Source organism: Pannonibacter carbonis (genome assembly GCF_003012935.1).
GTDB lineage: Bacteria > Pseudomonadota > Alphaproteobacteria > Rhizobiales > Stappiaceae > Pannonibacter > Pannonibacter carbonis.
Window position 1 is genome coordinate 219,181 of the sequence record NZ_PUDR01000007.1, and the last position, 26,689, is coordinate 245,869.

Sequence of the window (26,689 nt, forward strand, 5' to 3'; positions counted from 1 at the left end):
CAACGGACATCTTTTGACTTTCGGGATCGCCGCGAAAGATCTATATGGGCGACCGACAAAATGGATAATGTTTGCCGCTGCGGGTTCGGAGCTACAGCCAGATGCTGTCAATGAAAGGCAAGTACGGACTGAAGGCCATGTGCCACCTGGCAGGGCTCCCAGCCGGGAGCATGGCACAGTCCTCGGAAATCGCCGACGCAAATGCGATTTCGAAGAAGTTCCTCGATACGATCCTGGGCGACTTGCGCCATGCCGGCTTTGTCCACGCACGCAAGGGGCGCGGTGGCGGCTACTGCCTGACGCGTCCGGCCGAAGACATCATGGTCGGTCACGTTCTGCGCGTCCTCGATGGACCGCTTGCTCCTATCCATTGCGCCAGCCGGACCGCCTATCACCGCTGTTCCGATTGCCCGGACGAGAACGCCTGCTCGGTCCGGCTGACGATGCTCGAGGTGCGCGAGGCGATTGCTTCCGTGCTCGATACGAAATCCGTCGCCGAGATGCGACGCATGGCCGAGGTGGAAGAACGCGACGCGGCAGCAGCCCTGCACGCATCCTGATCCACGACAAGGATCGCCTCCCCGGCCGTAAAGCAAGGGGAGGATGAAAACATGACCCGTCATATCGCGATCATTGGAGCTGGGGCCAGCGGTACGCTGCTGGCGGCAAACATTGCTCGCCTTGCGCAGGCCAGGGTGCATGTCACGCTGGTCGAGAAACGGCCAGCCATCGGACGGGGCATTGCCTACGCACCGATTGATCCGGCGCATCTGCTTAACACACGCGTGCGCAACATGAGCGCCTTTGCGGATGATCCAGACCACTTCCTGCATTGGCTCAAGGACACTGCGATCACGGCGACACCCGACTGTTTCGTCACGCGGGAATGCTATGGCACGTACCTCAACCATATCCTTGCACCTGCACTTGCCGATGGTCGGGTGACACGACTGCAGGATGATTGCCTTTCGGTAAGCCCCACCGACAAAGGCGCGACACTGGAGTTGGAGAGCGGCGGGACCCTGATTGCCTCGGCGGCGGTGCTGGCAACGGGCCATCTCCTGGAGGCAGGCAGCGCAAGCGGCCTCGACAGCCCGTGGACAACGCCTCTCCCAAGCGATGACCGGGCCCGGATTGCCTTCGTCGGCACTGGTCTTACGACGCTCGACTGGGTTGCCTCGCTGCTGCAACGCGGCCACAAGGGCCCCCTCATCGCGCTGTCCCGCCGCGGATTGTTGCCGCAACCGCACGCCGCCAGCACTCCGTTGCGGCTGTCACTGGCCGATATCCCCGTTGGCAGCAGCCTTCTTTTCCTGACCCGCTGGTTCCGAAGCCTCGTCCGCAGCCATACAGCCAGAGGCGGCGACTGGCGCGATGTTGTCGACGGCATCCGCCCCCATACCCAGACGCTCTGGCGCCACCTGCCGCAGCCTAGCCGCCGGCAGTTCCTGAGGCATCTGGCAACGGTATGGGACAGCCACCGCCACCGCATGCCGCCCTCAACCGCTGCGCTGATGGCGCGCGCGCTGGAAACCGGACAGCTGACGCTCGTGCGGGGCGCATTCCAGACCGCTCGAAGGGACGAGGCGGGGATCGCGCTTGGCTATCGGCCACGCGGCAGCCAGCGCTCTACCGACATCGCGGTCGATCTGGCGCTCGACTGCCGGGGTATCCGGCGCCGGCCCCAGGACACGGCCACGCCCTATATCCGCGATCTGTTGCACCGGGGTCTGGCCCGGGTGGACAGCCTCGATCTCGGACTGTGCTTCGACCCAGAGAGCCGGCTGTGCGACGCCGCCGGCCGGCCGCACCGGCAGATCCTTGGGATCGGGCCGGTGACCCGGGCGGCGTTCTGGGAGATCACCGCGGTGCCGGACATCCGCGAGCAGGCTGCACGGCTGGCGAAGACGCTCCTGGCGGGGTGACGGGCGCCGGACAGGAGATGAGTTCCCCTGTCGAGCCCCTTGCGGAAGGTGCAGACATTTCCTTTCCGGCCTCAAGTATGGAATGGACCGGAAAGGCTTTCTCTTCTTAGTCTATCTACAGAATAGACATTAAGGGAAACCGGCCATGCCGCTGAACTCCGCACCGCCTGCAATCGTCGGCCTTTCCGGCAGCTTCGGACCGACCTCCCGGACACGGGTCCTGGTCGAGACCGCCGCGCGCCTGACCGCCGAGCGGTTCGGCAAGACCACACGCAGCTACGACCTTGGCGAATTCCTGCCCTTCCTGGGCACGGCCCAGAAAGTGACGGACCTCGGTCCCGACGCACAGGGCGTGCTGAGCCATCTGCGGTCCGCAGACGCGCTGATCATCGCCGTGCCGGTGTACAAGGGCAGCTATCCCGGCCTCTTCAAGCACCTCATCGACCTGCTCGACACGGACTTCTTTGCCGGAAAACCGATCCTGCTCGCGGCCAGTGGCGGCGGCGACAAGCATGCGCTGATCGTCGAGCACCAACTGCGCCCGCTGTTTGCCTTCTTCACCGCCCAGTCGCTGGGCACCGGCGTCTACGCCACCGACCGGGACTATCTCGACGGCCGGCTGGTCAACGAGGCGGTGGTGACGCGCCTGACGCAAGCGGTCGAACAATTCGCGCCGTTCCTGGGCCAGCAGGGCCTGAGCGCGAGGGTCGTCGGGGCCTGAGCGCCAGCGACCCCCCGGAACTTTCCCAGATGAAGATGGAGACTTCAAAATGACATTCGACATCAATCGCCGTCATGCCCTGCTGCTGGGCTTCGGGGCTGCTGCCCTCGGGACCTTCGGCCCCACCTTCAAGGCCCGTGCCGCAGCCAAGGAGATCCGTATCGGCTGGCAGAAGGGTGGCGTCGTCGCCCTGCTCAAGGGCCGTGGCCTTCTCGAAGAGCGCCTTGCCGCAAAGGGTGTCAAAGTCAGCTGGTCGGAGTTCACCTCCGGGCCGCCGCTGCTCGAGGCCCTGTCGGCCGGCGCGCTCGACTTCGGCACGACCGGTGACGTTCCGCCGCTGTTTGCCCATGCAGCACGGGGCAATCTGGTGTTCGTCGGGGCCTACCGCGGCTCCCCGGTCGGCAACGCCATCCTGGTGCGCAAGGACTCCCCGATCCAGACGATTGCCGATCTCAAGGGCCGCAAGCTGGCCTTCAAGCGCGGCTCCAGCGCCCACAACGTGGCGCTCAAGCTGTTGCGCACCGCAGGTCTGACGCTCAACGACATCGAGGCCGTCGACCTGTCGCCGCCGGATGCCGCCCCGGCCTTTGCCAATGGCTCAATCGACGCCTGGTCGATCTGGGATCCCTACACCGCGCGGGCGGAAGCGGACGCCAACACCCGCGTGCTGGCGACGGCAAAGGATATCGTCCAGTCCTACGGCTTCCTCTCGGCCAACGGAACCTTCGCCAAGGAAAACGGCGACCTCATCGTCGAGACCATCGAAGCCCTGAAGGAAGTGGGCCGCGCGGCTCAGTCGGACCTGCCCGGCACGATCGCGGCCTTCGCCGAGGCCACCGGCCTGCCCAAGGACATCCTGACCGTGGTGGCGACCCGTCCGGGCCAGGACTACGGCGCGCTCAGCTATGTCGAGGACGAACACATCGCCTACGAGCAGGGCCTGGCGGACGAGTTCCACGCGCTCGGCATCATCCCGCGCAAACTCGACATCCGCGCGGCCGTCTGGACGCCGAAATCTGCCTGACCGGGAGCGACACCGATGACCGACAAGAAACTCGACTTCCTCTGGTTCATCCCGACGTCCGGCGATGGCCCCTATCTCGGCTCCTCGGAGGGACACCGTCCGCCAGAGCCGCGCTATCTGCGCCAGGTCGCGCAGGCTGCGGACATCCTCGGCTACGACGGCGTGCTGCTGCCGACCGGGATCTTCTGCGAGGAAAGCTTCGTCACGGCGGCCAACCTGGCCGCCCACACGGAAAAGCTTCGCTTCCTGGTCGCCATCCGTCCGGGTACTGCCGCGCCGGCCTACTACGCCAGGCTTGCGACCGGCCTTGACCGGGTTTCTGACGGACGCCTGCTGCTGAACATCGTTGTCGGCGGCAATCCGAACGAGCTGGCCGGCGACGGGATCTTCCAGCCGCATGACGAGCGCTACGACTATGCCGAGGAGTTCTTCACCGTCTGGGAAGACCTTCTGGCCAAGGGCGAGGCCCATCTGGACGGCAAATACGTCAAGGCCCTGAACGCCAAACTGCCCTTCCGCCCGGTGCAGGCGCCGCGGCCGCCGCTCTATTTCGGCGGTTCGTCGGATGCGGCAATCGAGTTTGCAGCCGGTCGGGTGGACAAGTACCTGACGTGGGGCGAGCCGCCCGCCCAGGTCGCGGAGAAGGTCGCACGCGTCCGCGAGGCCGCTGCCCGCAAGGGCCGCGAGGTCACCTTCGGCATCCGGCTGCACTTCATCGTCCGGGAGACCGACGAGGAGGCGTGGCAGGCCGCAGACCGGCTGATCTCGCGCCTGACCGATGACGACATCGCCAAGGCGCAGGCCTGGCTGAACAGCCAGTCCGACAGCGTCGGCCAGCAGCGCATGACCGCCCTGCACGGCGGTCGCCGCGACCGGCTGGAAGTGTCACCCAACCTGTGGGCAGGCGTGGGTCTGGTGCGCGGCGGCGCAGGCACGGCGCTGGTCGGATCGCCGGAAACGGTCGCCGAACGCATCCGCGAGTATCAGGATCTCGGCATCGATACGATTATCGGGTCCGGCTATCCGCATCTCGAGGAGGCCTATCGCGTCGCCGAGCTGCTGTTCCCCGTGCTGAAGGGCAAGGCCACCGATCGCCATGATGTCCGCTTCGAGAACATCGCGACGCGGCCAGGTCTGAACAACGCAAGACCTGAATTCCGAACCAAACTGGCGACCGCAAGCTGAGCGCCAGATCCGGCCTGCGCGTCGAGGGACCTCCCCCCGGAACGCGCAGGCCGCTCTCTCCCGTCATTGACACAGGACCCCTGCCATGAGCGCAAGTGACACCATCTACGCGACAGGTCTTGCCACCACGCCCGACGCCTCCGCGCAGGGCCCGACCGTCGACCTGGCCCGGATCGCGGGGCATGCCCTTCCCTTCTTGCTGCCGGTCGGCGTCCTGCTGATCTGGGAAGCCGCCGTGGCGGCTGGCTGGATTTCCGATGCGCTGATGCCGAGGCCGAGTGCCGTTGCGGTGGCCGCCTGGGAGACGCTGGTCAGTGGCGAACTGTTCACGCATCTCGGCGTCTCCGCGCTGCGGGCCCTGTCCGGGCTCTTGATCGGCGGTAGCATCGGCTTCCTGCTGGGTCTGGCAAACGGCATCAGCGACCTGTCGAACCGGGCGACCGATACGACGCTGCAGATGATCCGCAACATTCCGAACCTGGCGCTGCTGCCGCTGGTCATCGTGTGGTTCGGCATCGGCGAAGGCGCAAAGCTGTTCCTGGTCTCCATAGGCGTCTTCTTCCCGATCTATCTCAACACGCTGCATGGCATCCGCAACGTGGACCGGCAGCTGATCGAGATGGGCAAAGCCTACGGCATGTCTCCGGCCACGTTGTTCCGCCGCATCCTGCTGCCAGGCGCCCTTCCGTCGGTGTTCGTCGGTCTGCGCTATGCGCTCGGCATCATGTGGCTGACGCTCATCGTCGCCGAGACACTCTCGGCTTCGTCCGGTCTTGGCTACATGGCGATGAAGGCACGCGAGTTCATGATCCTCGAGGTCGTTGTTCTCTCGATCCTGCTTTACGCCGTGCTTGGCAAGGTTGCCGACATCGCCACCCGTGCCCTCGAACGCCGCACCCTTGCCTGGAGCCCGGTCTATGCCAAGTCTTAAGGCCGAACGGGCCATCGTGCACGAACGTACCGATATCGAGCCGGCGGCAGCCGCGCGGGCAGCGGGTCACGTGACCCTTGAACCCGGCCTGCGTCATCCTGATGGGGCAGCGGTGCGGATCCGTGGTCTCAACAAGAGCTTCGGCGGCCCCCGGGTTCTGGACCAGGTTGACCTCGACATTGCACCGGGTGAGTTTCTGGCCATCGTCGGCAAGAGCGGCTGCGGCAAGAGCACGCTGCTGCGGATCCTGACCGGCCTCGACACACCGCAGAGTGGTGAGGTCAGCGTCGACGGACGGACGCCTGGCAACAACGCCGCCGACATCCGCCTGATGTTCCAGGAGCCACGGCTGCTGCCCTGGGCGAGCGTGGCGGGCAATGTCGCCGTCGGCCTGCGTCAGGACGCCCACCCTGGCAACGAGGCAGACCGCGCCGTCGCCGAAGCCCTCAAGGCCGTGCAACTGCCGGAAAAGGCAGGGGTCTGGCCGGCGACGCTCTCGGGCGGGCAGAAGCAGCGCGTGGCGCTGGCCCGGGCTCTCGTGAGCCGGCCCCGGCTGCTGGCGCTCGACGAACCGCTCGGCGCGCTCGACGCCCTGACCCGGCTGGTGATGCAGGCGCTCATCCTGCGGGTGAAGCAGGAGACAGGCTTCACGGCCGTTCTCGTGACCCATGACGTGGCCGAGGCCGTGGCGCTGGCCGACCGGGTCATCGTCCTCGAAGCCGGGCGGATCGCCGCGGAGTTCCGCGTCGACGCGCCCCATCCCCGTCCCACCGCTTCCGAGGAGGCCGCCCGGATCGAGGCGCGCATCCTCGAGGCGATCTTCCACGGCCGAACAGCGGCCTGAAACCAACCCACAAGACCCCATCGACCCCGACGGATCAACACACCAAGGAGACCCGCATGAAGACATTCTCTCGCCTGGCGGCGCTTGCGTCCGCCCTCATCGTCAGCGTCTCGTCGGCCATCGCCGCCGAGGGCCCGCTTGTGACGACGGAATGGCTCGAAGCCAATCTCAAGACTGACAAGGTCCGGATCATCGAGGTCTCGGTCAATCCTGGCGTCTATGAACGCGGCCATATCCCGGGCGCGGCCAACCTAGTCTGGCATACCGATCTGGTCGACACGGTTCGCCGCGACATCGCCAGCAAGGACAAGCTGGAAGGCTTGCTGCGCAAGGCAGGCGTCAACGGCGGCGACACGATCGTTCTTTACGGTGACACCAACAACTGGTTCGCAGCCTGGGGCGCCTGGGTTCTCGACGTCTATGGCGCTGAAAACGTGAAGCTGCTCGACGGCGGCCGCAAGCTCTGGGAAGCCGAGGGACGACAGTTGTCGGTTTCGCCGTCCGCACTGGCAGCCGGTTCGATCACACTGAAGGACGCCAATCCGGCCCTGCGCGCCAGCATCGGTGATGTGGTCGCGGCCTCGACGTCCGGCTCGCAGGCGATTGTCGACATCCGGTCTGCCGATGAATACTCGGGCAAGGTGATCGCGCCGGAAGGCTTCAAGGAAACCGCCGTCCGGGCCGGCCATGTCACCGGGGCCGTCAACGTTCCGTGGGGCAAGGCAGTTCAGGCGGACGGCCGCTTCAAGCCGGTCGAGGAGCTGCGCGCGCTCTACAAGGAAGCCGGCGTCGACGGCAGCAAGCCGGTCATCACCTACTGCCGCATCGGCGAACGCTCCAGCCACACCTGGTTCGCCCTCAGCAAGCTGCTCGGTTACGAGGTGCGCAACTATGACGGCTCCTGGACCGAGTACGGCAACGCCGTCGGCGTCCCGGTGACCAATCTGGCCGGCACCGTCTGGACCGGCCAGTAAACGGGACTGATCCCGGGCTGATCGAATTGAGTCAACCTGCCGGACAGGCAAGCCCTCCGGTTGTCTCTCTGGCAGGATTGCCGGCACGCCCCAGCGGTGTGCCGGCAAAACCGGTCTGATGATCGCCCCATTCCCCTCTCCAGATCCTTCATGCCCGAGGTCTTCATGCCAATCGCGACAGGCGCCGCTCCCGCTGGCGATCCGGCGCGCCACCGTCTTGTGGCCGCAGCCGCCGGTCTGGTCCTGCTGGGCCTGCTCTGGATCATGCCGGACCGGGACGAACTCGGACGGCCGCTGGTCCTGACCTGCCTTCTCGGTGCCGCGTTCGGCGTTGTCCTGCAACGGTCCCGCTTCTGCTTCTGGTGCATCTTCCGTGACTGGCTGGAACACCGCGATCCTTCCGGGCTTCTCGGTCTCCTGGCAGCCCTTGCCGTCGGTCTCGTCGGGTACAGCCTTCTGTTCGGGATCTGGGTGCCCGCTCCGACGCCCGGCCGCCTGCCGCCTGACGCGCATGTCGGCCCCGTGTCGCTGACCCTTGCCGCCGGGGCCTTTGCCTTCGGGGTGGGGATGGCGCTGAGCGGCTCCTGCATCTCGGCGCATCTCTACCGTCTGGGGGAAGGCGCCTACGGATCGCTGGTCGCTCTCGCCGGCGCGGTTGGCGGCTTCGTGCTGGGCTTCCTGACGTGGAACACGCTCTATCTCGTCGACCTGCACCGGGCCGTCGTCATCTGGTTGCCCGCGCATCTTGGCCATGGCGGCGCACTTGCCCTGCAGCTCGGGGCCCTCGCCCTCATCGCCGCCGTCCTGCTCCGCAGCCGCCGGACCAGCCCTGAGGACCCGTCCCCAAGGTCCGCAACCGCGACCGGCGGGCTGTTGCAGCGCAAGTGGCCAGCGGTGACCGGCGGCATCCTGATCGGCTGGATCGCCCTCCTTGCCTATTTGCGCAGCGGACCGCTGGGCGTGACGGCAGAACTCGGCTCGGTCGCCAGGACGCTTGCCAGCACCCTTGACCTTCTGCCGGAGCAGCTGTTCGGACTGGACGGCCTCGCAGGCTGCGCGACGGCAATCAAGTCGGCGCTCTGGTCACGCAACGGCGTGTTCGTTGCCGGACTGGTCCTCGGGTCGGTCGCGGCCGCTCGCATCAGTGGCGACTACCGTGCAACGGTGCCCAAGGTGTCGGAGCTGCCGCGCCTTTTCGCCGGCGGGCTCCTGCTCGGCTGGGGCGCGATGGTCTCGCTGGGCTGTACGGTCGGCGTGCTGCTGTCCGGCATCATGGCCGGCGCCGCCTCCGGCTGGGTCTTCGCCCTGTTCTGCCTCACAGGTGCCTACGCCGGCTGGCTGCTGCGACAAAGACTGGGCAGAAATTAGTAAGGACGCAGGTGACGGCGGTCCAGGATGCAGTTCTTCCACAGATCGACATAGCCGACCTAAATACTGACTTTGCTCCACGAACCCATCTCAAGAATAAAGAGACAACGAGTTCACGCCAGTCACCAAAGGAACTACTGCGTTCCGATACCTGCAACGGAGAAAGCTCGACCGCAGTCGCGCCCCCTCCTCCATCCCCCCTTCGACGAAACTTTAGAAAAATGCCGCAAGCGCCTGAAAAAAGGGCGCTTCCTTCCGACTTATCGTTTGGTCTGGCTGACTACAATTCAGCAAGCCGACGTCACTTGCGGGCATATTGTGGGCCCGGGGCCTGGATTTGCGGGCACCTTGGAGGTGAACCTCGCAAGCAGCCGCACACTGATCACTACGGTCAAATAACCTGTTCCAATCCAGATAAACCGGTTGCCGGCAAGCCGGATGCCAGCAGCGCCTGATTGTCGCGGTCATTAGATTGTGCTGACGCAGGCCGGCTTCACGGGTCCTGCAAGGTCGTCGAAACGGCCAGTTCTTCGCGCAGAGCCGCCCAGGAGAGCAGCGCATCCAGCGCCGGGCACAATGCCTGCCCCCAGTCTGTCAGGCAGTATTCGACCTTTGGCGGCACCTGGTGGTGCACAATCCGGCGAACGATGCCATCGCGTTCCAACTGACGAAGCTGCTGGATCAGCATCTTCTGCGAGACGCCCGGGATCGCCCTCTCAAGGTCGGAGAAGCGCAGGGTGTTGCCGCCGAAGAGGTGAAACAGGATGATCAGTTTCCACCGGCCTTCGAGAAGTTTCAGAATATTTTCAACACCTTCGGCCGCGGTTTCACGGGTGAGAGCCACCGGCTTACTTTTAGGTGTGTGCCTTACTTTTTCGTGCGTTCTTGTCATATGGGCAAGTTAAGATGATCTTTGCCGGAGGACAACTCATTTTGGAGTACCCAATGCAGATCCTCCTTCCGGACCCCATTGCGGCCTATTTTGCCGCCGATCAGAAAGACGGCGGTGCCGTCGCCCGATGTTTCACCGAGACCGCGACTGTTGTGGACGAACGGCAGACCCATACCGGACGCGACGCCATTGGCCGCTGGAAAACCGAAGCCTCCGCAAAATTCAGCTACACGACCAAACCCTTCGAAATCAGCGAGGAAGACGGCCAGACGATCATCCTCGCCCGTGTCGAAGGCAATTTTCCCGGTAGCCCGGTCAACCTGCGATATGCATTCGTTCTTGATGGTGACCGGATCGCCAGGCTGGAGGTCACACCATGAGCTTCGATCTCGATCTTGCGGGCAAACGCGCGTTCGTCACCGGCGGAACAAAGGGGATCGGTGCGGCCATCGTCAAGGCGCTGCGTGAGGCTGGAGCCCGCGTCGTGACGACCGCCCGCACCTTGCCCGACCATTCAATGGAAGGTGTACAGTTCATCGCCGCCGATCTGCTGCATCCGGAGGGATGTGCGGCGGCTGCCGCAGGTGTGCTTGAACATCTGGGCGGCGTGGACATCATCGTCCATGTGGTCGGCGGCTCCACCGCGCCCGGCGGCGGTTTCGCGGCGCTGGACGATGAGGAATGGCAGAAGGAACTGAACTGGAACCTGATGTCGGCCGTGCGCCTCGACCGAGCGCTTCTGCCTCGGATGATCGAGCAAGGGTCCGGTGTGATCGTGCACATCACCTCGATCCAGAACCGCTTGCCACTGCCGGAATCCACGACGGCCTATGCCGCCGCCAAGGCCGCCCTGTCCACCTACAGCAAGAGCTTGTCGAAAGAAGTCGCTCCCAAGGGCATCCGCGTAATGCGGGTCTCGCCCGGCTGGGTCGAAACCGAGGCCGCAACTGCCCTGATCGAGCGCGTCGCCGAGCAGGCCGGCAGCGACTTTGCGGGCGGCAGGACGATCATCATGAATTCGCTGGGCGGCATCCCGCTCGGTCGCCCGGCAACACCGGCAGAAGTCGCTGATCTGGTCGCCTTCGTCGTCTCCCCCCGTGCTGGTGCCGTGACCGGTACCGAGTTTGTCATTGATGGAGGGACAATCCCGACGAGCTAGGATGTCGCGCGGGTAACCGAATGCACTGCCGAAAGCCCGCAATTTCCCGCGTGACGGCTTCGCAGGAGTAGGACACTGTAGAAACAACCAGTGTCCTGACCGGAAACCAGCCGCCATGAGCCCGGAATTTCTTCTCACCACACTCCTCGTCGTCGCCTCCCCGGGGACCGGCGTCGTCGTCACCCTGGCAGCCGGGTTGTCCGGCGGCTGGCGCCGGGCGGTGGCGGCGGCCTTTGGCTGCACGCTGGGCATCATTCCGCACATGCTCGCCGCAATCACCGGCCTGGCGACGCTTCTCAGCACCAGTCCCCTGGCCTTCGACATCCTGAAGATCGGCGGGATCGCCTATCTGCTGTGGATGGCCTGGACCAGCCTCAAGGACGACGGCCCGCTGAAGATCGACGCGGAAGACCCCACGCAGGAGAAACAATCGGGGACCTTGCGGGTCATCATCAATGCAGTGGCCCTGAACCTGCTTAATCCGAAGCTGCCGCTGTTCTTCGTCGCCTTCCTGCCGCAATTCATGGATCCTGAAGGCCCGGACGCCGTTGGCCAGTTGCTGGTGCTGTCCGGGATATTCATGGCCCTGACCTTCGCCGTCTTCGCGCTCTATGGCATCTTTGCTGCGACTTTGCGCGACCGGCTGGTCCGGCAGCCGCGCATTGTCGTCTGGCTGCGGCGCGGCTTTGCGGCAGCCTTTGTCGGCCTTGGAGTGAAACTCGCAGGCACCACTGTTTGACGCCGGCACCGGCCGGCGATCACTCCGCCTGCAGCACCAGTTGGGAGACCGAGGGAGCGAACAGCGCCTCGACGGCGGCAGCCGACGCGCCCAGCGCCACCGCGCGGGTGCCCGACGTCCCGACATGGATCCTCCGCTCTCCCGGAGCACTGGGAGCAAGACGCGGCAGCAAGGGCAAAGCCCGCTGCAGCAACGCCGCAAGGAACTCCGGCGCGATGATGCCTCCAAGGATGATTGCTTCAGGGTCCAGCATCATCTCGACGATGTTGATCGCCTGGCGCAGATAGGGCGCGACCTCGTCCATCCACGCCAGCACCGCCGGATCGCCTGCCGCAAACAACTGCTCGATCCGCACCAGCGACTGGCCGAGCGCCGGGTCCAGCCCGAGCCGCTCACACAGGGCATTGAGCGACAGATAGCGCTCCAGGCAGCCATGGCTGCCGCAGGAACAGGCAAGGCCCCCGGGCTGCACCTGGATATGGCCGATTTCGCCTGCGTTTTTGCTGGGTCCTGGATAGATCGCCCCGTTGAGGACAAAGCCGGCACCAAGCCCCACCCCGAACTGGATGAAGGCAAAATTGCCATAGGCCCGGCCAAGCCCGTAGACATGCTCGCCCAGGGCTGCGGCCGAGGCATCATTCTGCAGCACGACCGGCAGTTTCAGGGCATCTGACAGATGCTTCAAGTTCTCCGGCAGGCCGAACTCGGTAAAGGTGGTGGCATCGGACGACGATGACAGGTGCTGCAACTCGCCGACATCGGCCGCAAAAGGACCCGGCGCGGCAAGGCCAACACCGAACACGCGCGCCGCTTCGCCTGGATGGGCTGAGCGGAACTCCTGTACCAGGTTCAGCACCAGCGCATTGGCCGATGCGGTTGAGGGAGCCGCCAGATGCCCGGTTCCAGTCCAGACAATATTCCCCAGAAGGTCGCAGGCAATGGCGGTGACAGCGAGCCGGTCGACGTGAAAGCCGAGACTGTAGGAATGGCCGGCCCGGATCTGCACATTCATGCCCGGATGCCCCCGACCAGAGGCCTTGCCAGCGTGCAACTCGACAATGCCCTCGGCTTCGAGTTCTGCAACGATGTTCTGCACCGTCTGGCGTGAGAGCGAGGTGATGTCGGCGATCTCTGACCGGCCGATCGGGCCGCGCGTCCGGATGATCTCAAGCACGACGCGATGATTGTGCGTCTTGGCACGGGTCAGATTGGTTCCGCGTGTGCGAAAGGATGTTGCCATGCCCGGATCCACTGCCCCCCGTCGTGTGTTCCTGCCTTTTGTTTAGACGCAGCGTCAGCGACGCGCCAGCACCGATTGCACTGCGGTTGCGGGAATACGCTTCTCACAACGAGACTATCCTCTGATTCATGTGTTGCGCCGCACATCATCAAAACATCTCAATTATTTTTTCCAGCAAATTGACAAATAAAATACGCCGGCTAGGATGCCGCTGCTCATTACAAACAACCGGAGGGCAAACCAGAATGAGACGACTGCTTATCCTTGGCACCGCAGCGGCGGCGCTCCTGATGAATTCCGCGGCCTTTGCCGAGACCACGCTCAATGCGCTGTTCATGAGCCAGGCCGCCTACAGCGAAGCCGACATCAAGGCGATGACGGCGGATTTCGAGAAAGCCAACCCGGGCGTCAAGGTCGCGCTCGAGTTCGTTCCCTATGAGGCGCTGCATGACAAGATCGTGGCCGCATCGGGCGCAGGTGCCGATGGCTATGACGTCGTCCTGTTCGACGTGATCTGGCCGGCCGAGTTCGCGACACGCGGCTTCCTGACGGACGTCACCGACAAGATTCCGGCCGACGCGACCGCCAAGATCTTCGACGGCGCCTGGACCACCGTGGAATATGACGGCAAGCGCTATGGCATGCCCTGGATCCTCGACACCAAGTATCTCTTCTACAACGAGGACATGCTGAAGCAGGCCGGAATTGCAAATCCGCCGAAGACCTGGGCAGAGCTTGCCACCCAGGCAAAGGCAATCAAGGACAAGGGGATCGTCCAGTATCCGCTGGTCTGGAGCTGGTCGCAGGCCGAAGCCATGATCTGCGATTTCACCACCCTGACGGCCGCCAATGGCGGCGCCTTCTTCGAGGAAGGCCAGCCGGTCTTTGCCTCGGGCGGCGCCCGCGATGCCCTCGCCTACATGAAGCAGACGCTGGACGATGGCCTCACCAACCCGGCCTCGCGCGAGTATCTGGAGGAAGACGTCCGCCGCGTCTTCTCCAACGGCGAAGCGGCATTCGCCCTGAACTGGACCTACATGAACGCGATGGCCAATGATCCGGCCGAGAGCAAGGTCGCCGGCAAGTTCAAGGTCACCTCCGCACCGGGCGTTGACGGCAAGTCGGTTGCCTCGGGCGTCAATGGCTCTATGGGCCTCGGCATTCCGGCCAACAGCCCGCATGCGGACGAAGCCTGGAAGTACATCGCGCATCTCACGGACCAGTCGGTTCAGGAGACCTATTCCAAGCTCAGCCTGCCGATCTGGAAGGCCTCCTACGACAATCCGACGGTTGCCGAAGGCCAGGAAGACCTCATCACCGCCGCGAAGCAGTCAATTGCCGTGATGTATCCGCGCCCGCTCGTGCCGTCCTACACGGAAGTCTCCGACATCCTGCAGAAGAACCTGCACAAGGCGCTTCTGGGTGAGGCCAGCGTCGACGAAGCCCTCACCGCCGCTGCCGACCGCGTCAAGCGCATCCGCTGACCGCAAACGCAGACAAAGAGGAAGCAGGACCCATGCTTGGCCGGCGCCAGATACGTGAGAAATGGATGTTGCTGGTGCCGGCCATGGCGGTGCTCGGGGTGATTACCCTTGTGCCCCTGGTCAACACGCTCTGGCTCAGTTTCACCGATGCGAGGATCACGGCGATTGTAACGCCGGTGAAGCTGATCGGACTGGAAAACTATGTCTATGCCCTGACCGACCCGGACTTCCAGGAAGCGCTGTGGCGCACTCTCTACTTCACAGTCGTCTCGGTCGGGCTGGAAGTCGCCCTGGGGATCAGCATCGCGCTGCTCCTCAACCAGGAATTCAGGGGCCGCACACTGCTGCGGGCCCTGATCATTTTGCCCTGGGCCGTGCCGACGATCGTCAATGCGGTCGCCTGGCGGCTGATCTATCACCCCGACTACGGCGCGCTGAACTCGCTCCTGTTCCAGCTCGGCTTCATCTCGAGCTACCAGAGCTGGATCGGCAGCACCCAGTTGGCGCTCAACATGGTGATCCTGGCCGATGTCTGGAAGAATTTCCCGCTCGTGGTCTATGTGGCGCTCGCCGCCTTGCAGACCGTGCCGGGGGAGCTCCTGAAGGCTGCGGCCATCGAGGGGGCCGGGCCCTGGAAGCGGTTTCGCGCAATCACCCTGCCCTGGATCGCCGGACCGCTGCTCGTTGTCATCGTCCTGCGCACCATTGAGGCCTTCCGCGTTTTCGACATCGTCTATGTCATGACCGGCGGCGGCCCGGCCGACAGCACCAAGACCGCGAGCTTCTACGTCTACCAGGAATATTTCAACTATCTGCGCAGCGGCAGCGGCGCGTCCTATGCCGTGCTCGTTGCCGGCATCAGCGCGGTGCTGATCCTTGCCTATTACGCCGCCGCGCGCCGACAGGACCAGGGGAGCCGGGCATGAGACGCACCCCGATGCAATCCGCGCTTCTGTACCTTGCAGCCCTCGCGGTCGCCCTGTTCACAACGGCTCCGCTGATCTGGCTCGCCCTGATGAGCGTCAGCGCTCCCTCCGACCTGACCGAGGTGCCCCTGCGCTGGATCCCCTCCAAGATCGATTTCAGCCGGTATCAGGCCCTGTTCGACCTGGAGAGCGGCGCAGGCGAGCGCTTCCTCAGCGCCATGCGCAATTCGGTGTTGGTTGCCGGAGCGGCCACCGCGCTGGCTCTGCTGATCGCCGTTCCGGCAGCCTATTCCTTCTCGCGCCGCCGTGCGCCGATGGTGCTGCTCTTTGCGTTCCTGGCGACGATCATGATGCCGCCGATCACCTATGTCCTGCCGCTCTACACCGCCTTTTCCGGGCTTGGGCTGCTGAACAGCAAGGTGACTCTGGTGATCGTCTACACAGCCATGTTGCTGCCCTTCGCCATCTGGCTGATGAAGGCCAACATCGACGTGCTGCCGGTAGAGGTGGAACAGGCTGCCTTCATGGAAGGAGCATCGACAAGCTTCACCCTGCGCGTGGTGGTGCTGCCGCTGGCACTGCCGGCCATTGCGGCGACGGCCATGCTGTCCTTCCTGGTCGCCTGGGATGAGTTCTTCTATGCCCTCATCTTCACCAACGACCTGACGGCAAAGACCTTGCCGGTGGCCATCGCCGACTTCGCAGCCGGCCGCGTCACCGACTATGGCGTCATTGCCTCGGTCGGGGTCATGGCCACGCTGCCCCCCGCCCTCCTCGCCATCTGCTTCCAGAAATTCATCGTCTCGGGACTTGTCGCCGGCTCCGTCAAGGGCTGAGCGACACGCGCTTCGCGCACCGGGGCTCCGGATCGAAAGGTCAAACACTGCCATGTCGGCACATTCCATCCTGTCCGTCGAACGACTCGAAAAGCGCTACGGCGACGTGCATGTCCTCAAGGACATCAATGTCGCCATGCAGCCGGGCGACTTCCTTGTGCTTGTCGGCCCGTCGGGCTGCGGCAAGTCGACCCTGCTCGGCTGCATCGCCGGCCTGTCGGACGTCACCTCCGGCACCATCCGCATCGCCGGTGAGGACCGCACCCACGCGGAACCAGCCAGCCGCGACATCGCCATGGTGTTCCAGTCCTACGCCCTGTTCCCGAACATGACGGTCGGCCGCAACATCGGCTTCGGCCTCGAGGTGCGCAAGGTGTCTGACGGCGAGCGGGACGCCAAGGTGCGCCAGGTGGCCGAGATGCTGAAGATCAGCCATCTCCTCGAACGCAAACCGGCCGAACTCTCCGGCGGCCAGCGCCAGCGCGTTGCCATGGGACGCGCCCTGGTGCGCGAGCCGAAGCTGTTCCTGTTCGACGAGCCGCTGTCCAATCTCGATGCCAAGCTGCGTGTCACCATGCGCACCGAGATCAAGCGCATGCACCAGGCCACCGGCGCCTCGATCATCTATGTCACCCATGACCAGATCGAGGCTATGACACTGGCCACCCGCATCGTCGTCATGAAGGACGGCGTGGTGCAGCAGATCGGGACGCCCAAGGAAATCTACGACACGCCGGTCAATACCTTCGTCGCCGACTTCATGGGCGCACCGGCCATGAACCTTATGCCGGCCAAGGTCAGCCGGCAGGACGGCGCGATCCGCATCGAGATCGCAACGGCCGGTGGCCAGCCGCTGGTGCTCACCGATTACGGCAATGCGCCAACGCTGCTGCCGGAAAGCCCTGCTGACCTGATTGTGGGCCTGCGCCCCGAGGCGATGACCGATGCCGATCAGGTCGACGGCCGCCTGATCCAGCGCGCCAACTGTCAGCTCGACGTGGTCGAGCCAGCAGGAGCCGATACCTACGCTGTCATCACGCTCAGCGGAACGGAAGCGATCGCGCGCCTGTCGGGCGATGCCACGGTAACCGCCGGCGAGATCGTGCCCCTTTCCTTCAATCTCTCGAAGATCTCCTACTTCGACCCGCACTCTGGAAAACGCCTATGAGCCTCGCCCTCGGACTGGCCGCCGACATCGGCGGAACCAACACGCGTCTTGCGCTGGTCGAAAACGGCCGCGTGCGCGAGGACACGATCGTGCGTTACAGCAACGCCGATTACGAGACGCCGGAGGCGGCCATCGGTGCCTATCTGTCAGAGGCCGGAACGCCTCGCTGCGGCTCCGCGGTGCTGGCGATTGCCGCGCCGATTTCCGGAACGCGCATCGAGATGACCAATCACAACTGGGTCTTCGAGGCGGGCTCCCTCTCGCGTCTCCTCGGTGATGCCCGCGTGGAGTTCCTCAACGATTTCGAGGCGCTGGCCCATTCGCTGGAAAATCTCAACGAGGGCCGGCTCGTGCCGGTGCAGATCCCGGCCGAAAGCCCCCCGGCAAACGGGACTCGTGTGGTCGTTGGCGCGGGCACGGGCTTCAATGCAGCTGCGCTCTATCCTCCCCGCGACGGCGGCCGGGGCACGGTTGGAACCGGCGAATGCGGACACATGACCCTGCCGGTCGAAACGGCCCGGCACCTGTCCTTGCGCGACTACCTTGCCCGTGGCCGTGGCCGGGCGTCGGTGGAACGTGCGCTGTCCGGTTCGGGTCTGCGCGAAGTTTACGAATGGCATTGCCTTGAGGCCGGACAGTCGCCTGGTCCGCTGTCGCCGGCAGAGATCGCTGCGGCCGCGCGGGCCAGAACAGACCCGATCTCAGTTGCCACGGCGAGGGCCTGGATGGACATCCTCGGCCGGGTCGCCGGCGACATCGCGCTTGTGTTCATGGCCCTGGGCGGCGTCTATCTCACCGGCGGCGTTGCCCGCAGCCTGCAGCCGTTCCTGTCGGAGCCGGAGTTCCTCGCCGCCTTCCGCGCCAAGGGCCGGCAGACCGGATTGGTGTCCGCCATCCCGGTTTATCTGCTCGATGACGACTTCGCCGCACTCGCCGGCTGCGCTGCACGCATGTAAGGCAAGATCAAGGTCACACAATCTTCGGTAAGCCAGACAGAAATCGGCACAACTTTCGAACCCTGCCTGGCTGTCATTGCCTAATTTCGTTGCTTGACTTCGAGCTGGGCATCATTACGCTGGCAACAAATACCGGTATACCCGGATGGCATTTGCGCCCCGAAACCTCACCAGAACTGGTGTTGGTTCCGGGGCGTTTTTCGTTTCTGAGGGGAAACGATGCGTCAGCGCTTCGAGATCGGCATCCTGTTTTCACGCTCCGGCGGCTACGTCCTCGTTTCGGACGCCTGCCGCGCTGGCGCCATGGCCGCCATTGCCGACATCAACGCCGACCCGGACTTCGGCATTGAACTTGTTCCCGTCGAGCGCGATCCGGGCGGCAGCACCGACCGCTATGCGCCCCTTTGCGAGGATATCTTCCGCTCGTCCTCGGCACGGCACGTCGTCGGCTGCGTCACCTCGTGGAGCCGCAAGGAGGTAATTCCCGTTCTGGAAAAGCACGGCGGCACACTCTGGTACGGCTGCCCCTATGAGGGCTATGAGGCGAGCGACCACGTCTTCTACACCCACGCCTGCCCCAACCAGCATCTGGTGCCCCTGCTTGGCTTTGCCGTTCCCCGGTTTGGTGCGCGCGGCTATCTGGTCGGCTCCAACTACATCTGGGGCTGGGAGATGAACCGCGTCGCCCGCGAGCTGCTGCGCGATGCCGGCGGCGAGGCGCTCGGCGAACGCTGCCTGGCCCTGGGCGACGAGGACGTCAGCCGGCTGATTCAGGAGATCGAGGCGCTGCGACCCTCCTTCGTGCTCAACAACCTGATCGGCCCCTCGTCCTATGCCTTCCTGAAGGCCATGGCCGAACTAGGGCGGATCGATCCGGCCTTCCGTCCGGAGGTCTGCCCAGTGCTGTCCTGCAACCTGACGGAATGCGAGACGTCGCGGCTGGACGGGGCCGCCGACGGCCAGATTTCGGCCGGGCCCTATTTTGCCCGCCCGGCTGAACGGCTCGGCTGGCCCGCCTCCGGAACCAGCCGGTCTGCGACGTCTTTCGAAGCGGCCACCTACATGTCGGTGCGCATGCTGGCCGAAGGCATTCGCGCCACCGGCCGGGCCGATCCGGACGCCTCCGCCTTTGTCGGCCGTCCCGTTGCCTCGCCCTTCGGCATGGTCGAGATCGATCCGGTCACCCGCCATACCGCATTGCCGGTCATCATCGGGCGCATGCAGGGCAGCGATGTCGAGGCGCTGGATGTGACAAGCCGCATCCTGCCGGACCCCTATCTCACCCGCTATGACCGGGCCCAGACGTTTCCCCGCCCCGCGCTGAAGGTGGTGATGTCATGAGGCGCAGCTTCCGCATCCCCGATCTCGGCGGCGCCGAGGCCTATATCCTGCACCGGCCGCATCCGACAGTCGCTGCCATCGAGCGCCAGTTGAAGGTGATCGGCATTCGCACGATCGAGGCCTGGCCGGATCTGCCGCCAGTTGCGACAGCGGCTGACTTTGTCTTCTTTGACGCCGACCTTGGCCACGACGAGCAGTTCCCTTGGGGCGCTGGCCAGTCGCCCATGCCCCTGATCGCGCTGATCGGTTCCGAAGCGCCTGGCCGTGTCGAATGGGCGCTGTCGCAGAACGCCGACGCGCATCTGCTGAAGCCCGTTGGCAACGCCGGCGTCTATTCGGCGCTGCTGATCGCGCGCAACGCATTCGAGGCCCGCAAGGCGCTGGCGGCCGAGGTCGCTGACCTGCGCCAGCGCGTCGGCGAGCGCCGCAGCATTGTGCGCGCCGTCGGCATTCTCATCGCCCGCGGCACCAGCGAGGACCGTGCCTATGACCAGCTCCGCCATCTGGCGATGACCTGGCAGGTCAGCATGGAAGACGCCGCAGCCCGTATCGTTTCCTGGTCGGAAGAAGAAGATGTCACACAGTCCAACCGCTTCACCTGAGACGGCTCCCGCAGCGCCGGCGCGCCGTCCTGGTGTGGTGGCCCGCCTTGCCCGCCGCCCGCTCGCCGTTGCAGGTCTTGCCTGTGTCGTGCTGATCGTGCTCGGCGCGGTGCTTGCGCCCTATGCCACGCCCTACTCCCCCGACGAGCAGATGTTCGACGGCCTGACGCTGGAGGGCTCGCCGCTGCCGCCGGATGCCCGTTTCTGGCTTGGCACGGACTTGCTCGGGCGCGATCTGCTGACGCGCATCCTTTACGGCGCGCGCACGTCGCTGGTGATCGGGCTCGTCGCCAATGGCATTGCGCTCACCATCGGCACGCTGGTTGGCGTCACCGCCGGCTATTTTGGCGGCTGGATCGGCAGCCTGCTGATGCGCTTCACCGACCTGATGATGGCCTTCCCGGCTCTGCTGCTCGCCATCTGTCTCGCCGCCGTGTTCCAGCCCAGCCTGTGGATCGTGGCGCTGGTCATCGCACTGGTGAACTGGGTGCAGACCGCGCGCATCATCTACACCGAGACCAGTGCGCTGGCCCGGCGTGAGTTCATCGACGCCGAGCGCACGCTTGGTGCCTCGACCGCTCGCATCCTGTTCCGCCACATCCTGCCGCATCTGGTGCCCACGATCATCGTCTGGGGCACGCTCGGCATCTCCACCACGGTGCTGCTGGAAGCAACGCTCAGCTATCTCGGCATCGGCGTGCAGCCGCCAACCCCGTCCTGGGGCAACATCATCTTCGAGAACCAGACCTACTTCCAGACAGCTCCCTGGCTGGTGTTCTTCCCCGGCGCGGCCATCCTGATGCTGGCCCTTGGCTTCAACCTGGTCGGCGATGCCCTGCGCGACATCCTCGACCCGACCCAGCGGGGGCGTGACTGATGCTGACCTATCTCGCCCGCCGCCTGATCCAGGCCGCGCTGATCCTGCTCGGTGTCTCGGTCATCACCTTCGCCCTGCTCTATCTGCTGCCCGCCGACCCGGTGCGCCAGATCGCCGGCCGCAGCGCAACGGCCGAAACCGTTGAGAACATCCGCCGCCAGCTCGGGCTCGATCAGCCCTTCCTTGTCCAGTACTGGCGCTATCTCACCGGCCTGCTGCAGGGAGATCTCGGTCGGTCCTATCTGCAGCGCTCCGAGGTCAGCGAGCTGATCGCCGCACGCCTCCCCGCCAGCCTGCTGCTGATGGCCGGGGCCATCGTCTGCGAACTGCTGATCGGCCTTACCATGGGCCTGATCGCCGCCGTCCGGCGCGGCACGCCGCTGGACCAGGGGCTGATGATCGCGTCCTTTGTCGGCGTGTCGGCACCGCAGTTCGTCGTCGGCCTGCTGCTGCTGTACTTCTTTGCAGTTCAGCTCGGCTGGTTCCCAATTGGCGGCTACGGCACGTTCCAGCATCTCGTCCTGCCCTCGGTCGCCCTCGGCATCCTCGGCGCCGGCTGGTACTCGCGCATGATGCGGTCCTCGATGATCGACGTGCTGCGCCAGGACTATATCCGCACCGCAAGAGCAAAGGGCCTGTCGCGCCTGACGGTGCTGATGCGCCATGCCTTGCCGAACGCCATCCTGCCGGTGATCGCCATGATCGGCATCGACATCGGCATGTTCATGTCGGGCATCGTCGTCATCGAAAGCGTGTTCGGCTGGCCCGGCATCGGCCAGCTCGCCTGGCAGGCGATCCAGCGCGTCGACATCCCGATCATCATGGGGGTCACGCTGGTTTCGGCCTGCGCCATCGTCCTCGGCAATCTGCTCGCGGACCTCGTCACCCCCTTCATCGATCCCCGCATCCGGCTTCGCTGAGCCGGGACAAACAAAACCAGAGGAGACAGGGAATGAAGCGATTTCTGAAATCAACCGTGGCCGGCGTGACACTTGCCGCGCTGATGTCGAGCCTGCCCGTTATGGCCGCCGAGACCGGCCTTGACCCGAACGCCAAGCAGGGCGGCGGCATCGTCATCACCTACAAGGACGACGTGGCAACGCTCGATCCGGCCATCGGGTACGACTGGCAGAACTGGTCGATGATCAAGAGCCTGTTCGATGGCCTGATGGACTATGAGCCGGGCACCACCAACCTGCGCCCCGGCCTTGCCGAAAGCTACGAAGCCACAGCCGACGGCCTGACCTATACGTTCAAGCTGCGCGAGGGCGTGAAGTTCCACAATGGCCGCGTGATGACCGCCGAGGACGTCAAATATTCCCTCGACCGTGTGACCAACCCGAAGACGCAGAGCCCCGGTGCCGGTTTCTTCGGCTCCATCAAGGGCTATGACGCGATCTCGTCCGGCTCGGTCGAGACCCTTGAGGGCGTGACGGTTGTCGATCCGCAGACGGTGAAAATCGAGCTGAGCCGCCCGGATGCAACCTTCCTGCATGTCATGGCGCTGAACTTTGCCTCTGTGGTGGCCAAGGAAGCGGTGGACGCCGCCGGGGCTGACTTCGGACGCGCTCCAGTCGGCACGGGGGCCTTCAAACTTGCTGAATGGACACTCGGCCAGCGTGTCGTGTTCGAGCGCAACGCGGACTTCTGGCGTCAGGGTCTGCCCTATCTCGACCAGATCACCTTCGAGATCGGCCAGGAGCCGATTGTTGCCCTGTTGCGGCTGCAGAAGGGCGAAGTCGATGTGCCGGGTGACGGAATTCCGCCGGCCAAATTTACCGAGGTGATGGCTGATCCGGCGCAGAAGGCCCGTGTCATCGAAGGCGGCCAGTTACACACCGGCTACATCACCATGAACGTCGCCATCGCGCCTTTCGACAAGGTCGAGGTGCGCCAGGCGGTCAACATGGCGATCAACAAGCAGCGCATCACCCAGATCATCAACAACCGCGCCGTTCCGGCCAACCAGCCGCTGCCCCCGTCCATGCCGGGCTATGACCCGTCCTACGAGGGCTATGCCTTCGATCAGGCCAAGGCCAAGGAACTGCTGGCCAGCGCCGGACTGAAGGACGGTTTCGAGACCGAGTTGTTCGTCATGAACACCGACCCGAACCCGCGTATCGCCCAGGCGATCCAGCAGGATCTGGCCGCCATCGGCATCAAGGCCTCGATCCAGTCGCTGGCCCAGGCCAACGTGATCGCGGCCGGCGGGGAAAAGGATCAGGCGCCGATGATCTGGTCCGGCGGCATGGCCTGGATCGCCGACTTCCCGGATCCGTCCAACTTCTACGGCCCGATCCTCGGCTGCGCCGGTGCGGTCCAGGGCGGCTGGAACTGGTCCTGGTACTGCAACGAGGATCTCGACAAGCTGGCCGCAGAGGCCGACTCGATGGCAGATCCCGCCAAGGCCGCAGAACGCAACGCCCTGTGGAGCCAGATCTACGGCAAGGTGATGGCCGATGCCCCCTGGGTTCCGGTGTTCAACGAACAGCGCTTCACGATGAAGTCGGAGCGCATGGGCGGCGCGGATGCGCTCTACGTCGACCCGGTCTCGATCCCCGTCAACTACGACTATGTGTATGTGACCGATGTGCAGTAACTGCAACTACACCATCCATGGCGCGCAGCATCACTTTGGCTGGGACAACTCGCTTGTCCCGGCCGCCCGCGTCGAACCGGGATCGACGATCCTGTTTCATTGCCATGACAGTTCGGCGGGCCAGCTTGGCCCGTCGAGCACCCTTGAAGACCTCGGCCGCCTCGACTTCGGCAAGATCAACCCGGTCTCCGGCCCCATCTTCGTCGAAGGGGCAGAACCGGGCGATGCGCTGAAGGTGACCATCGACAGCTTCAAGCCCTCCGGCTTCGGCTGGACCGCGAACATTCCCGGCTTCGGGCTGTTGGCGGACCAGTTCAAGGACCCGGCGCTGCATATCTGGACGTACAATCCGGATACGCTGGAGCCGGCGCTGTTCGGCAGCCATGGCCGGGTGCCGCTGAAGCCGTTCTGCGGCACCATCGGCAATGCACCGGCAGAAGCTGGCCTCCACTCGGTCGTGCCCCCGCGCCGGGTCGGCGGCAATCTCGACATCCGCGATCTGGCGGCCGGTACCGAGCTGTATCTGCCGATCGAAGTGGCCGGTGCGCTGTTCTCCGTCGGCGACACCCATGCAGCCCAAGGGGATGGCGAAGTCTGCGGAACCGCCATCGAAAGCCCGATGGACGTGGTGCTGAAGCTCGATCTGGTGAAAGGCGCCAACCTCAAGACGCCGCGCTTCACGACGCCGGGGCCGGTCACGCGTCACCTCGACGCCAAGGGCTATGAGGTGACGACCGGCATCGGCCCGGATCTCATGGAAGGCGCGAAGGCAGCGGTGTCGAACATGATCGACCTCCTGTCCGCCCGCTACAACATGAACCCGGTCGACGCCTACATGCTGGTCTCGACCTGCGGCGACCTCAGGATCAGCGAGATCGTCGACATGCCGAACTGGGTCGTGTCGTTCTACTTCCCCCGGTGCGTGCTCGAATGACCGCTCCGGCTCCCTCCAGCCTGTCCTCTGGCGCTCCGGCGTCAGAGGCATCCCCGGTCCCGGTACTCAGCCTGCGCAACCTGACCATCAGCGCCCGCAGTGCTGGTGGAATGCTCCCGCTGGTGAGCGACCTGAGCTTTGACCTTGCGCGCGGAGAAACCCTTTGCATCGCCGGGGAATCCGGGTCTGGCAAGTCTATGACATCGCTGGCGATCATGGGCCTGCTGCCGAAGCCGGCCGTGTCGATCACCGCCGGGTCCATCGCTTTCGGGACAACCGATCTTGCCACCGCACCGGAACGGGTGATGGAGCGGCTTCGCGGTGACCGGATCGCCATGATCTTCCAGGAGCCGATGACCTCGCTCAACCCGGTCCTGACCATCGGCCGGCAGCTGACCGAAGCCATCGAGACCCATACGGACCTGTCCCGCGGGGCAGCGCGGATACGGGCGGTCGAGGCGCTGTCTGCCGTTCGCATTCCCCAGGCCGAGCGGCGCCTCAGCCAGTATCCGCATGAATTGTCCGGCGGCATGCGCCAGCGCGTCATGATCGCCATGGCGCTGGCCCTACGCCCCGATGTTCTCATCGCCGACGAGCCGACAACGGCGCTGGATGTCACCGTGCAAGGCGAAATTCTCGAACTCCTGCGCGATCTGAAACGCGACTTCGGCACCAGCATCATCCTGATCACCCATGACATGGGCGTCGTTGCCGAAATGGCCGACCGCGTCATCATCATGCAGCATGGCAAAATGGTTGAAACCGGGGCAACGGCCGACCTGTTTGCCACTCCAAAGGCCGACTATACAAGAGCGTTGCTGGCCGCCGTGCCGCGCATGGGCGCTGGGCAAGCGGCAGCTGCGGCCGCCGGCCTTCCGGTTCAGCCCACCACACCGCAGCCCCCTTTGCTGGTCGTGGAAGACCTGAAGGTAGGGTTTGATCTGAAGGGCGGCCTGCTGGGGCGCAAGACCCACCGTGTGCATGCGGTGGAAGGCGTCAGCTTCACGATCCGGCGCGGCGAAACCTTCTCCCTCGTCGGCGAATCCGGCTGCGGCAAGTCGACGATTGCCAAGGCGCTGACCGGGCTCGTCCCCTTCGAGGGCAAGGTCACGCTGGACGGCGAACGCATCGACGGCTTGAGCGGTGCGGCACGAAAGGCCGTGCAGCGCGACATCCAGATGATCTTCCAGGACCCCTATGCCTCGCTCGATCCGCGCATGCGCGTGGGCGATCTGGTGGCCGAACCGATGCTGATCCACGGCATTGGCACGGCGCGCGAGCGGCAGGACATGGTGGCGCACCTGTTCGAGCGGGTCGGCCTCGACCCGTCTCATGCGGAGCGCTACCCGCATGAATTTTCCGGCGGCCAACGCCAGCGCATCTGCATCGCCCGGGCTCTGTCGCTGAAGCCGAAGCTGATCATTGCCGACGAGAGCATTGCCGCCCTCGATGTCTCGGTCCAGGCCAAGGTGCTGCAGCTGCTGAAGGATCTGCAGGACGAGTTCCACCTGTCCTATCTGTTCATTTCCCATGACATGGCTGTCGTGGAGAACATCTCGGACCGCCTTGCCGTGATGTATCTCGGCCAGATGATGGAAACCGGCAGCCGGGACCAGGTGTTCTCAAGCCCGCACCACCCCTACACCCAGCGCCTGATTGCCGCCGTGCCGCAGCCTGATCCGGCCGCCAAGCGGCATGCCTTCCCGCGTCTGGCAGGGGAAATCCCGAGCCCGGTCTATCCGGTTGGCCAAGGCCCGAAACGGCTGGCGCTCCTGGACATTGGCGCGGGTCACATGGTGGCCAGCCGGGAGTGACTGCGTGTCGCCCGGCCGTTTGTCCCACTCCTGCGGCGTTTTATGACCGCCGCAGGAGACCACATCGGACCGTACAAAAATAATTAATAATTCTTTACAACGTCGGAGTGTTGGAATTTAATATTCCAAACTGGATCGACGGACGGCAGG

The 26,689-nt window shown here is 64.7% G+C and carries 26 protein-coding genes; 24 read left to right on the forward strand and 2 right to left on the reverse strand.

Annotated features, from left to right (window positions below):
* Positions 1 to 101: 101 nt before the first annotated feature.
* The 9 genes from C8348_RS11930 (at position 102) to C8348_RS11970 (ending at position 8,972) form a co-directional block, all read left to right on the forward strand.
* Positions 102 to 560, forward strand: coding sequence for an RrF2 family transcriptional regulator (locus C8348_RS11930; protein WP_106753565.1), 459 nt, complete (start codon positions 102 to 104; stop codon positions 558 to 560).
* A gap of 51 nt (positions 561 to 611) precedes the next feature.
* Complete coding sequence (locus tag C8348_RS11935; protein ID WP_106753566.1) at positions 612 to 1,925, forward strand: FAD/NAD(P)-binding protein; 1,314 nt, start codon at positions 612 to 614, stop codon at positions 1,923 to 1,925.
* Positions 1,926 to 2,070: 145 nt separating this feature from the next.
* The gene (locus tag C8348_RS11940; protein WP_106753567.1) at positions 2,071 to 2,646 is read left to right on the forward strand and encodes an NAD(P)H-dependent oxidoreductase; all 576 of its coding nucleotides are present in this window, start codon (positions 2,071 to 2,073) and stop codon (positions 2,644 to 2,646) included.
* Positions 2,647 to 2,695: 49 nt separating this feature from the next.
* Entirely contained in the window at positions 2,696 to 3,670 is a 975-nt protein-coding gene (locus C8348_RS11945; RefSeq protein ID WP_106753568.1) for an aliphatic sulfonate ABC transporter substrate-binding protein, read from the forward strand.
* A gap of 15 nt (positions 3,671 to 3,685) precedes the next feature.
* Positions 3,686 to 4,855, forward strand: a complete 1,170-nt coding sequence (ssuD, locus tag C8348_RS11950) for an FMNH2-dependent alkanesulfonate monooxygenase (protein WP_106753569.1) — start codon at positions 3,686 to 3,688, stop codon at positions 4,853 to 4,855.
* A gap of 85 nt (positions 4,856 to 4,940) precedes the next feature.
* Positions 4,941 to 5,786, forward strand: a complete 846-nt coding sequence (locus C8348_RS11955) for an ABC transporter permease subunit (RefSeq protein WP_106753570.1) — start codon at positions 4,941 to 4,943, stop codon at positions 5,784 to 5,786.
* The gene (locus C8348_RS11960; RefSeq protein ID WP_106753571.1) at positions 5,773 to 6,630 is read left to right on the forward strand and encodes an ABC transporter ATP-binding protein; all 858 of its coding nucleotides are present in this window, start codon (positions 5,773 to 5,775) and stop codon (positions 6,628 to 6,630) included. Before C8348_RS11955 ends, C8348_RS11960 begins: the two co-directional genes overlap by 14 nt.
* A gap of 56 nt (positions 6,631 to 6,686) precedes the next feature.
* Positions 6,687 to 7,604, forward strand: a complete 918-nt coding sequence (locus C8348_RS11965) for a sulfurtransferase (RefSeq protein ID WP_106753572.1) — start codon at positions 6,687 to 6,689, stop codon at positions 7,602 to 7,604.
* A gap of 165 nt (positions 7,605 to 7,769) precedes the next feature.
* Positions 7,770 to 8,972, forward strand: coding sequence for a YeeE/YedE family protein (locus C8348_RS11970; protein WP_106753618.1), 1,203 nt, complete (start codon positions 7,770 to 7,772; stop codon positions 8,970 to 8,972).
* A gap of 493 nt (positions 8,973 to 9,465) precedes the next feature.
* Here the strand turns inward: C8348_RS11970 and C8348_RS11975 are convergent, their stop codons facing one another.
* Complete coding sequence (locus tag C8348_RS11975) at positions 9,466 to 9,864, reverse strand: winged helix-turn-helix transcriptional regulator (RefSeq protein WP_106753573.1); 399 nt, start codon at positions 9,862 to 9,864, stop codon at positions 9,466 to 9,468.
* Positions 9,865 to 9,878: 14 nt separating this feature from the next.
* On the opposite strand from C8348_RS11975, the gene C8348_RS11980 reads away from it, so the two are divergent.
* The 3 genes from C8348_RS11980 (at position 9,879) to C8348_RS11990 (ending at position 11,762) form a co-directional block, all read left to right on the forward strand.
* Positions 9,879 to 10,244: a nuclear transport factor 2 family protein gene (locus C8348_RS11980; RefSeq protein WP_244293994.1), complete on the forward strand. Its 366-nt coding sequence runs from the start codon at positions 9,879 to 9,881 to the stop codon at positions 10,242 to 10,244.
* The gene (locus C8348_RS11985; RefSeq protein ID WP_106753575.1) at positions 10,241 to 11,023 is read left to right on the forward strand and encodes an SDR family oxidoreductase; all 783 of its coding nucleotides are present in this window, start codon (positions 10,241 to 10,243) and stop codon (positions 11,021 to 11,023) included. The genes C8348_RS11980 and C8348_RS11985 overlap by 4 nt, the downstream gene beginning before the upstream one ends.
* Before the next feature lie 115 nt (positions 11,024 to 11,138).
* On the forward strand, positions 11,139 to 11,762 hold the full coding sequence (locus C8348_RS11990; protein ID WP_106753576.1) for a LysE family translocator: 624 nt from the start codon (positions 11,139 to 11,141) through the stop codon (positions 11,760 to 11,762).
* Between the two features lie 19 nt (positions 11,763 to 11,781).
* Here the strand turns inward: C8348_RS11990 and C8348_RS11995 are convergent, their stop codons facing one another.
* Positions 11,782 to 13,002 (reverse strand): ROK family transcriptional regulator, encoded by a 1,221-nt coding sequence (locus C8348_RS11995; protein WP_106753577.1) that lies wholly within the window; start codon positions 13,000 to 13,002, stop codon positions 11,782 to 11,784.
* Between the two features lie 245 nt (positions 13,003 to 13,247).
* Between C8348_RS11995 and C8348_RS12000 the strand changes: the two genes are divergently transcribed.
* From C8348_RS12000 to C8348_RS12055, 12 genes are all read left to right on the forward strand, one after another.
* Positions 13,248 to 14,486, forward strand: a complete 1,239-nt coding sequence (locus C8348_RS12000; RefSeq protein WP_106753578.1) for an extracellular solute-binding protein — start codon at positions 13,248 to 13,250, stop codon at positions 14,484 to 14,486.
* Positions 14,487 to 14,518: 32 nt separating this feature from the next.
* Positions 14,519 to 15,412 (forward strand): carbohydrate ABC transporter permease, encoded by an 894-nt coding sequence (locus tag C8348_RS12005; RefSeq protein WP_106753579.1) that lies wholly within the window; start codon positions 14,519 to 14,521, stop codon positions 15,410 to 15,412.
* Positions 15,409 to 16,248, forward strand: a complete 840-nt coding sequence (locus C8348_RS12010; RefSeq protein ID WP_106753580.1) for a carbohydrate ABC transporter permease — start codon at positions 15,409 to 15,411, stop codon at positions 16,246 to 16,248. The genes C8348_RS12005 and C8348_RS12010 overlap by 4 nt, the downstream gene beginning before the upstream one ends.
* A 52-nt stretch (positions 16,249 to 16,300) precedes the next feature.
* Entirely contained in the window at positions 16,301 to 17,416 is a 1,116-nt protein-coding gene (locus tag C8348_RS12015; RefSeq protein WP_106753581.1) for an ABC transporter ATP-binding protein, read from the forward strand.
* Positions 17,413 to 18,372, forward strand: a complete 960-nt coding sequence (locus tag C8348_RS12020) for a glucokinase (RefSeq protein WP_106753582.1) — start codon at positions 17,413 to 17,415, stop codon at positions 18,370 to 18,372. Before C8348_RS12015 ends, C8348_RS12020 begins: the two co-directional genes overlap by 4 nt.
* A 219-nt stretch (positions 18,373 to 18,591) precedes the next feature.
* Complete coding sequence (locus C8348_RS12025; protein WP_106753583.1) at positions 18,592 to 19,713, forward strand: transporter substrate-binding protein; 1,122 nt, start codon at positions 18,592 to 18,594, stop codon at positions 19,711 to 19,713.
* Positions 19,710 to 20,315, forward strand: a complete 606-nt coding sequence (locus tag C8348_RS12030) for an ANTAR domain-containing response regulator (protein WP_106753584.1) — start codon at positions 19,710 to 19,712, stop codon at positions 20,313 to 20,315. Before C8348_RS12025 ends, C8348_RS12030 begins: the two co-directional genes overlap by 4 nt.
* A complete protein-coding gene (locus C8348_RS12035; RefSeq protein WP_106753585.1) occupies positions 20,287 to 21,192 on the forward strand; it encodes an ABC transporter permease in 906 nt (301 codons plus the stop codon). Before C8348_RS12030 ends, C8348_RS12035 begins: the two co-directional genes overlap by 29 nt.
* Entirely contained in the window at positions 21,192 to 22,112 is a 921-nt protein-coding gene (locus C8348_RS12040) for an ABC transporter permease (RefSeq protein ID WP_106753586.1), read from the forward strand. The genes C8348_RS12035 and C8348_RS12040 overlap by 1 nt, the downstream gene beginning before the upstream one ends.
* A 32-nt stretch (positions 22,113 to 22,144) precedes the next feature.
* Positions 22,145 to 23,791, forward strand: coding sequence for an ABC transporter substrate-binding protein (locus C8348_RS12045; RefSeq protein ID WP_106753587.1), 1,647 nt, complete (start codon positions 22,145 to 22,147; stop codon positions 23,789 to 23,791).
* Positions 23,781 to 24,725 (forward strand): acetamidase/formamidase family protein, encoded by a 945-nt coding sequence (locus tag C8348_RS12050; protein ID WP_106753588.1) that lies wholly within the window; start codon positions 23,781 to 23,783, stop codon positions 24,723 to 24,725. The genes C8348_RS12045 and C8348_RS12050 overlap by 11 nt, the downstream gene beginning before the upstream one ends.
* A complete protein-coding gene (locus C8348_RS12055) occupies positions 24,722 to 26,539 on the forward strand; it encodes an ABC transporter ATP-binding protein (protein ID WP_106753589.1) in 1,818 nt (605 codons plus the stop codon). The genes C8348_RS12050 and C8348_RS12055 overlap by 4 nt, the downstream gene beginning before the upstream one ends.
* Positions 26,540 to 26,689 lie beyond the last annotated feature (150 nt).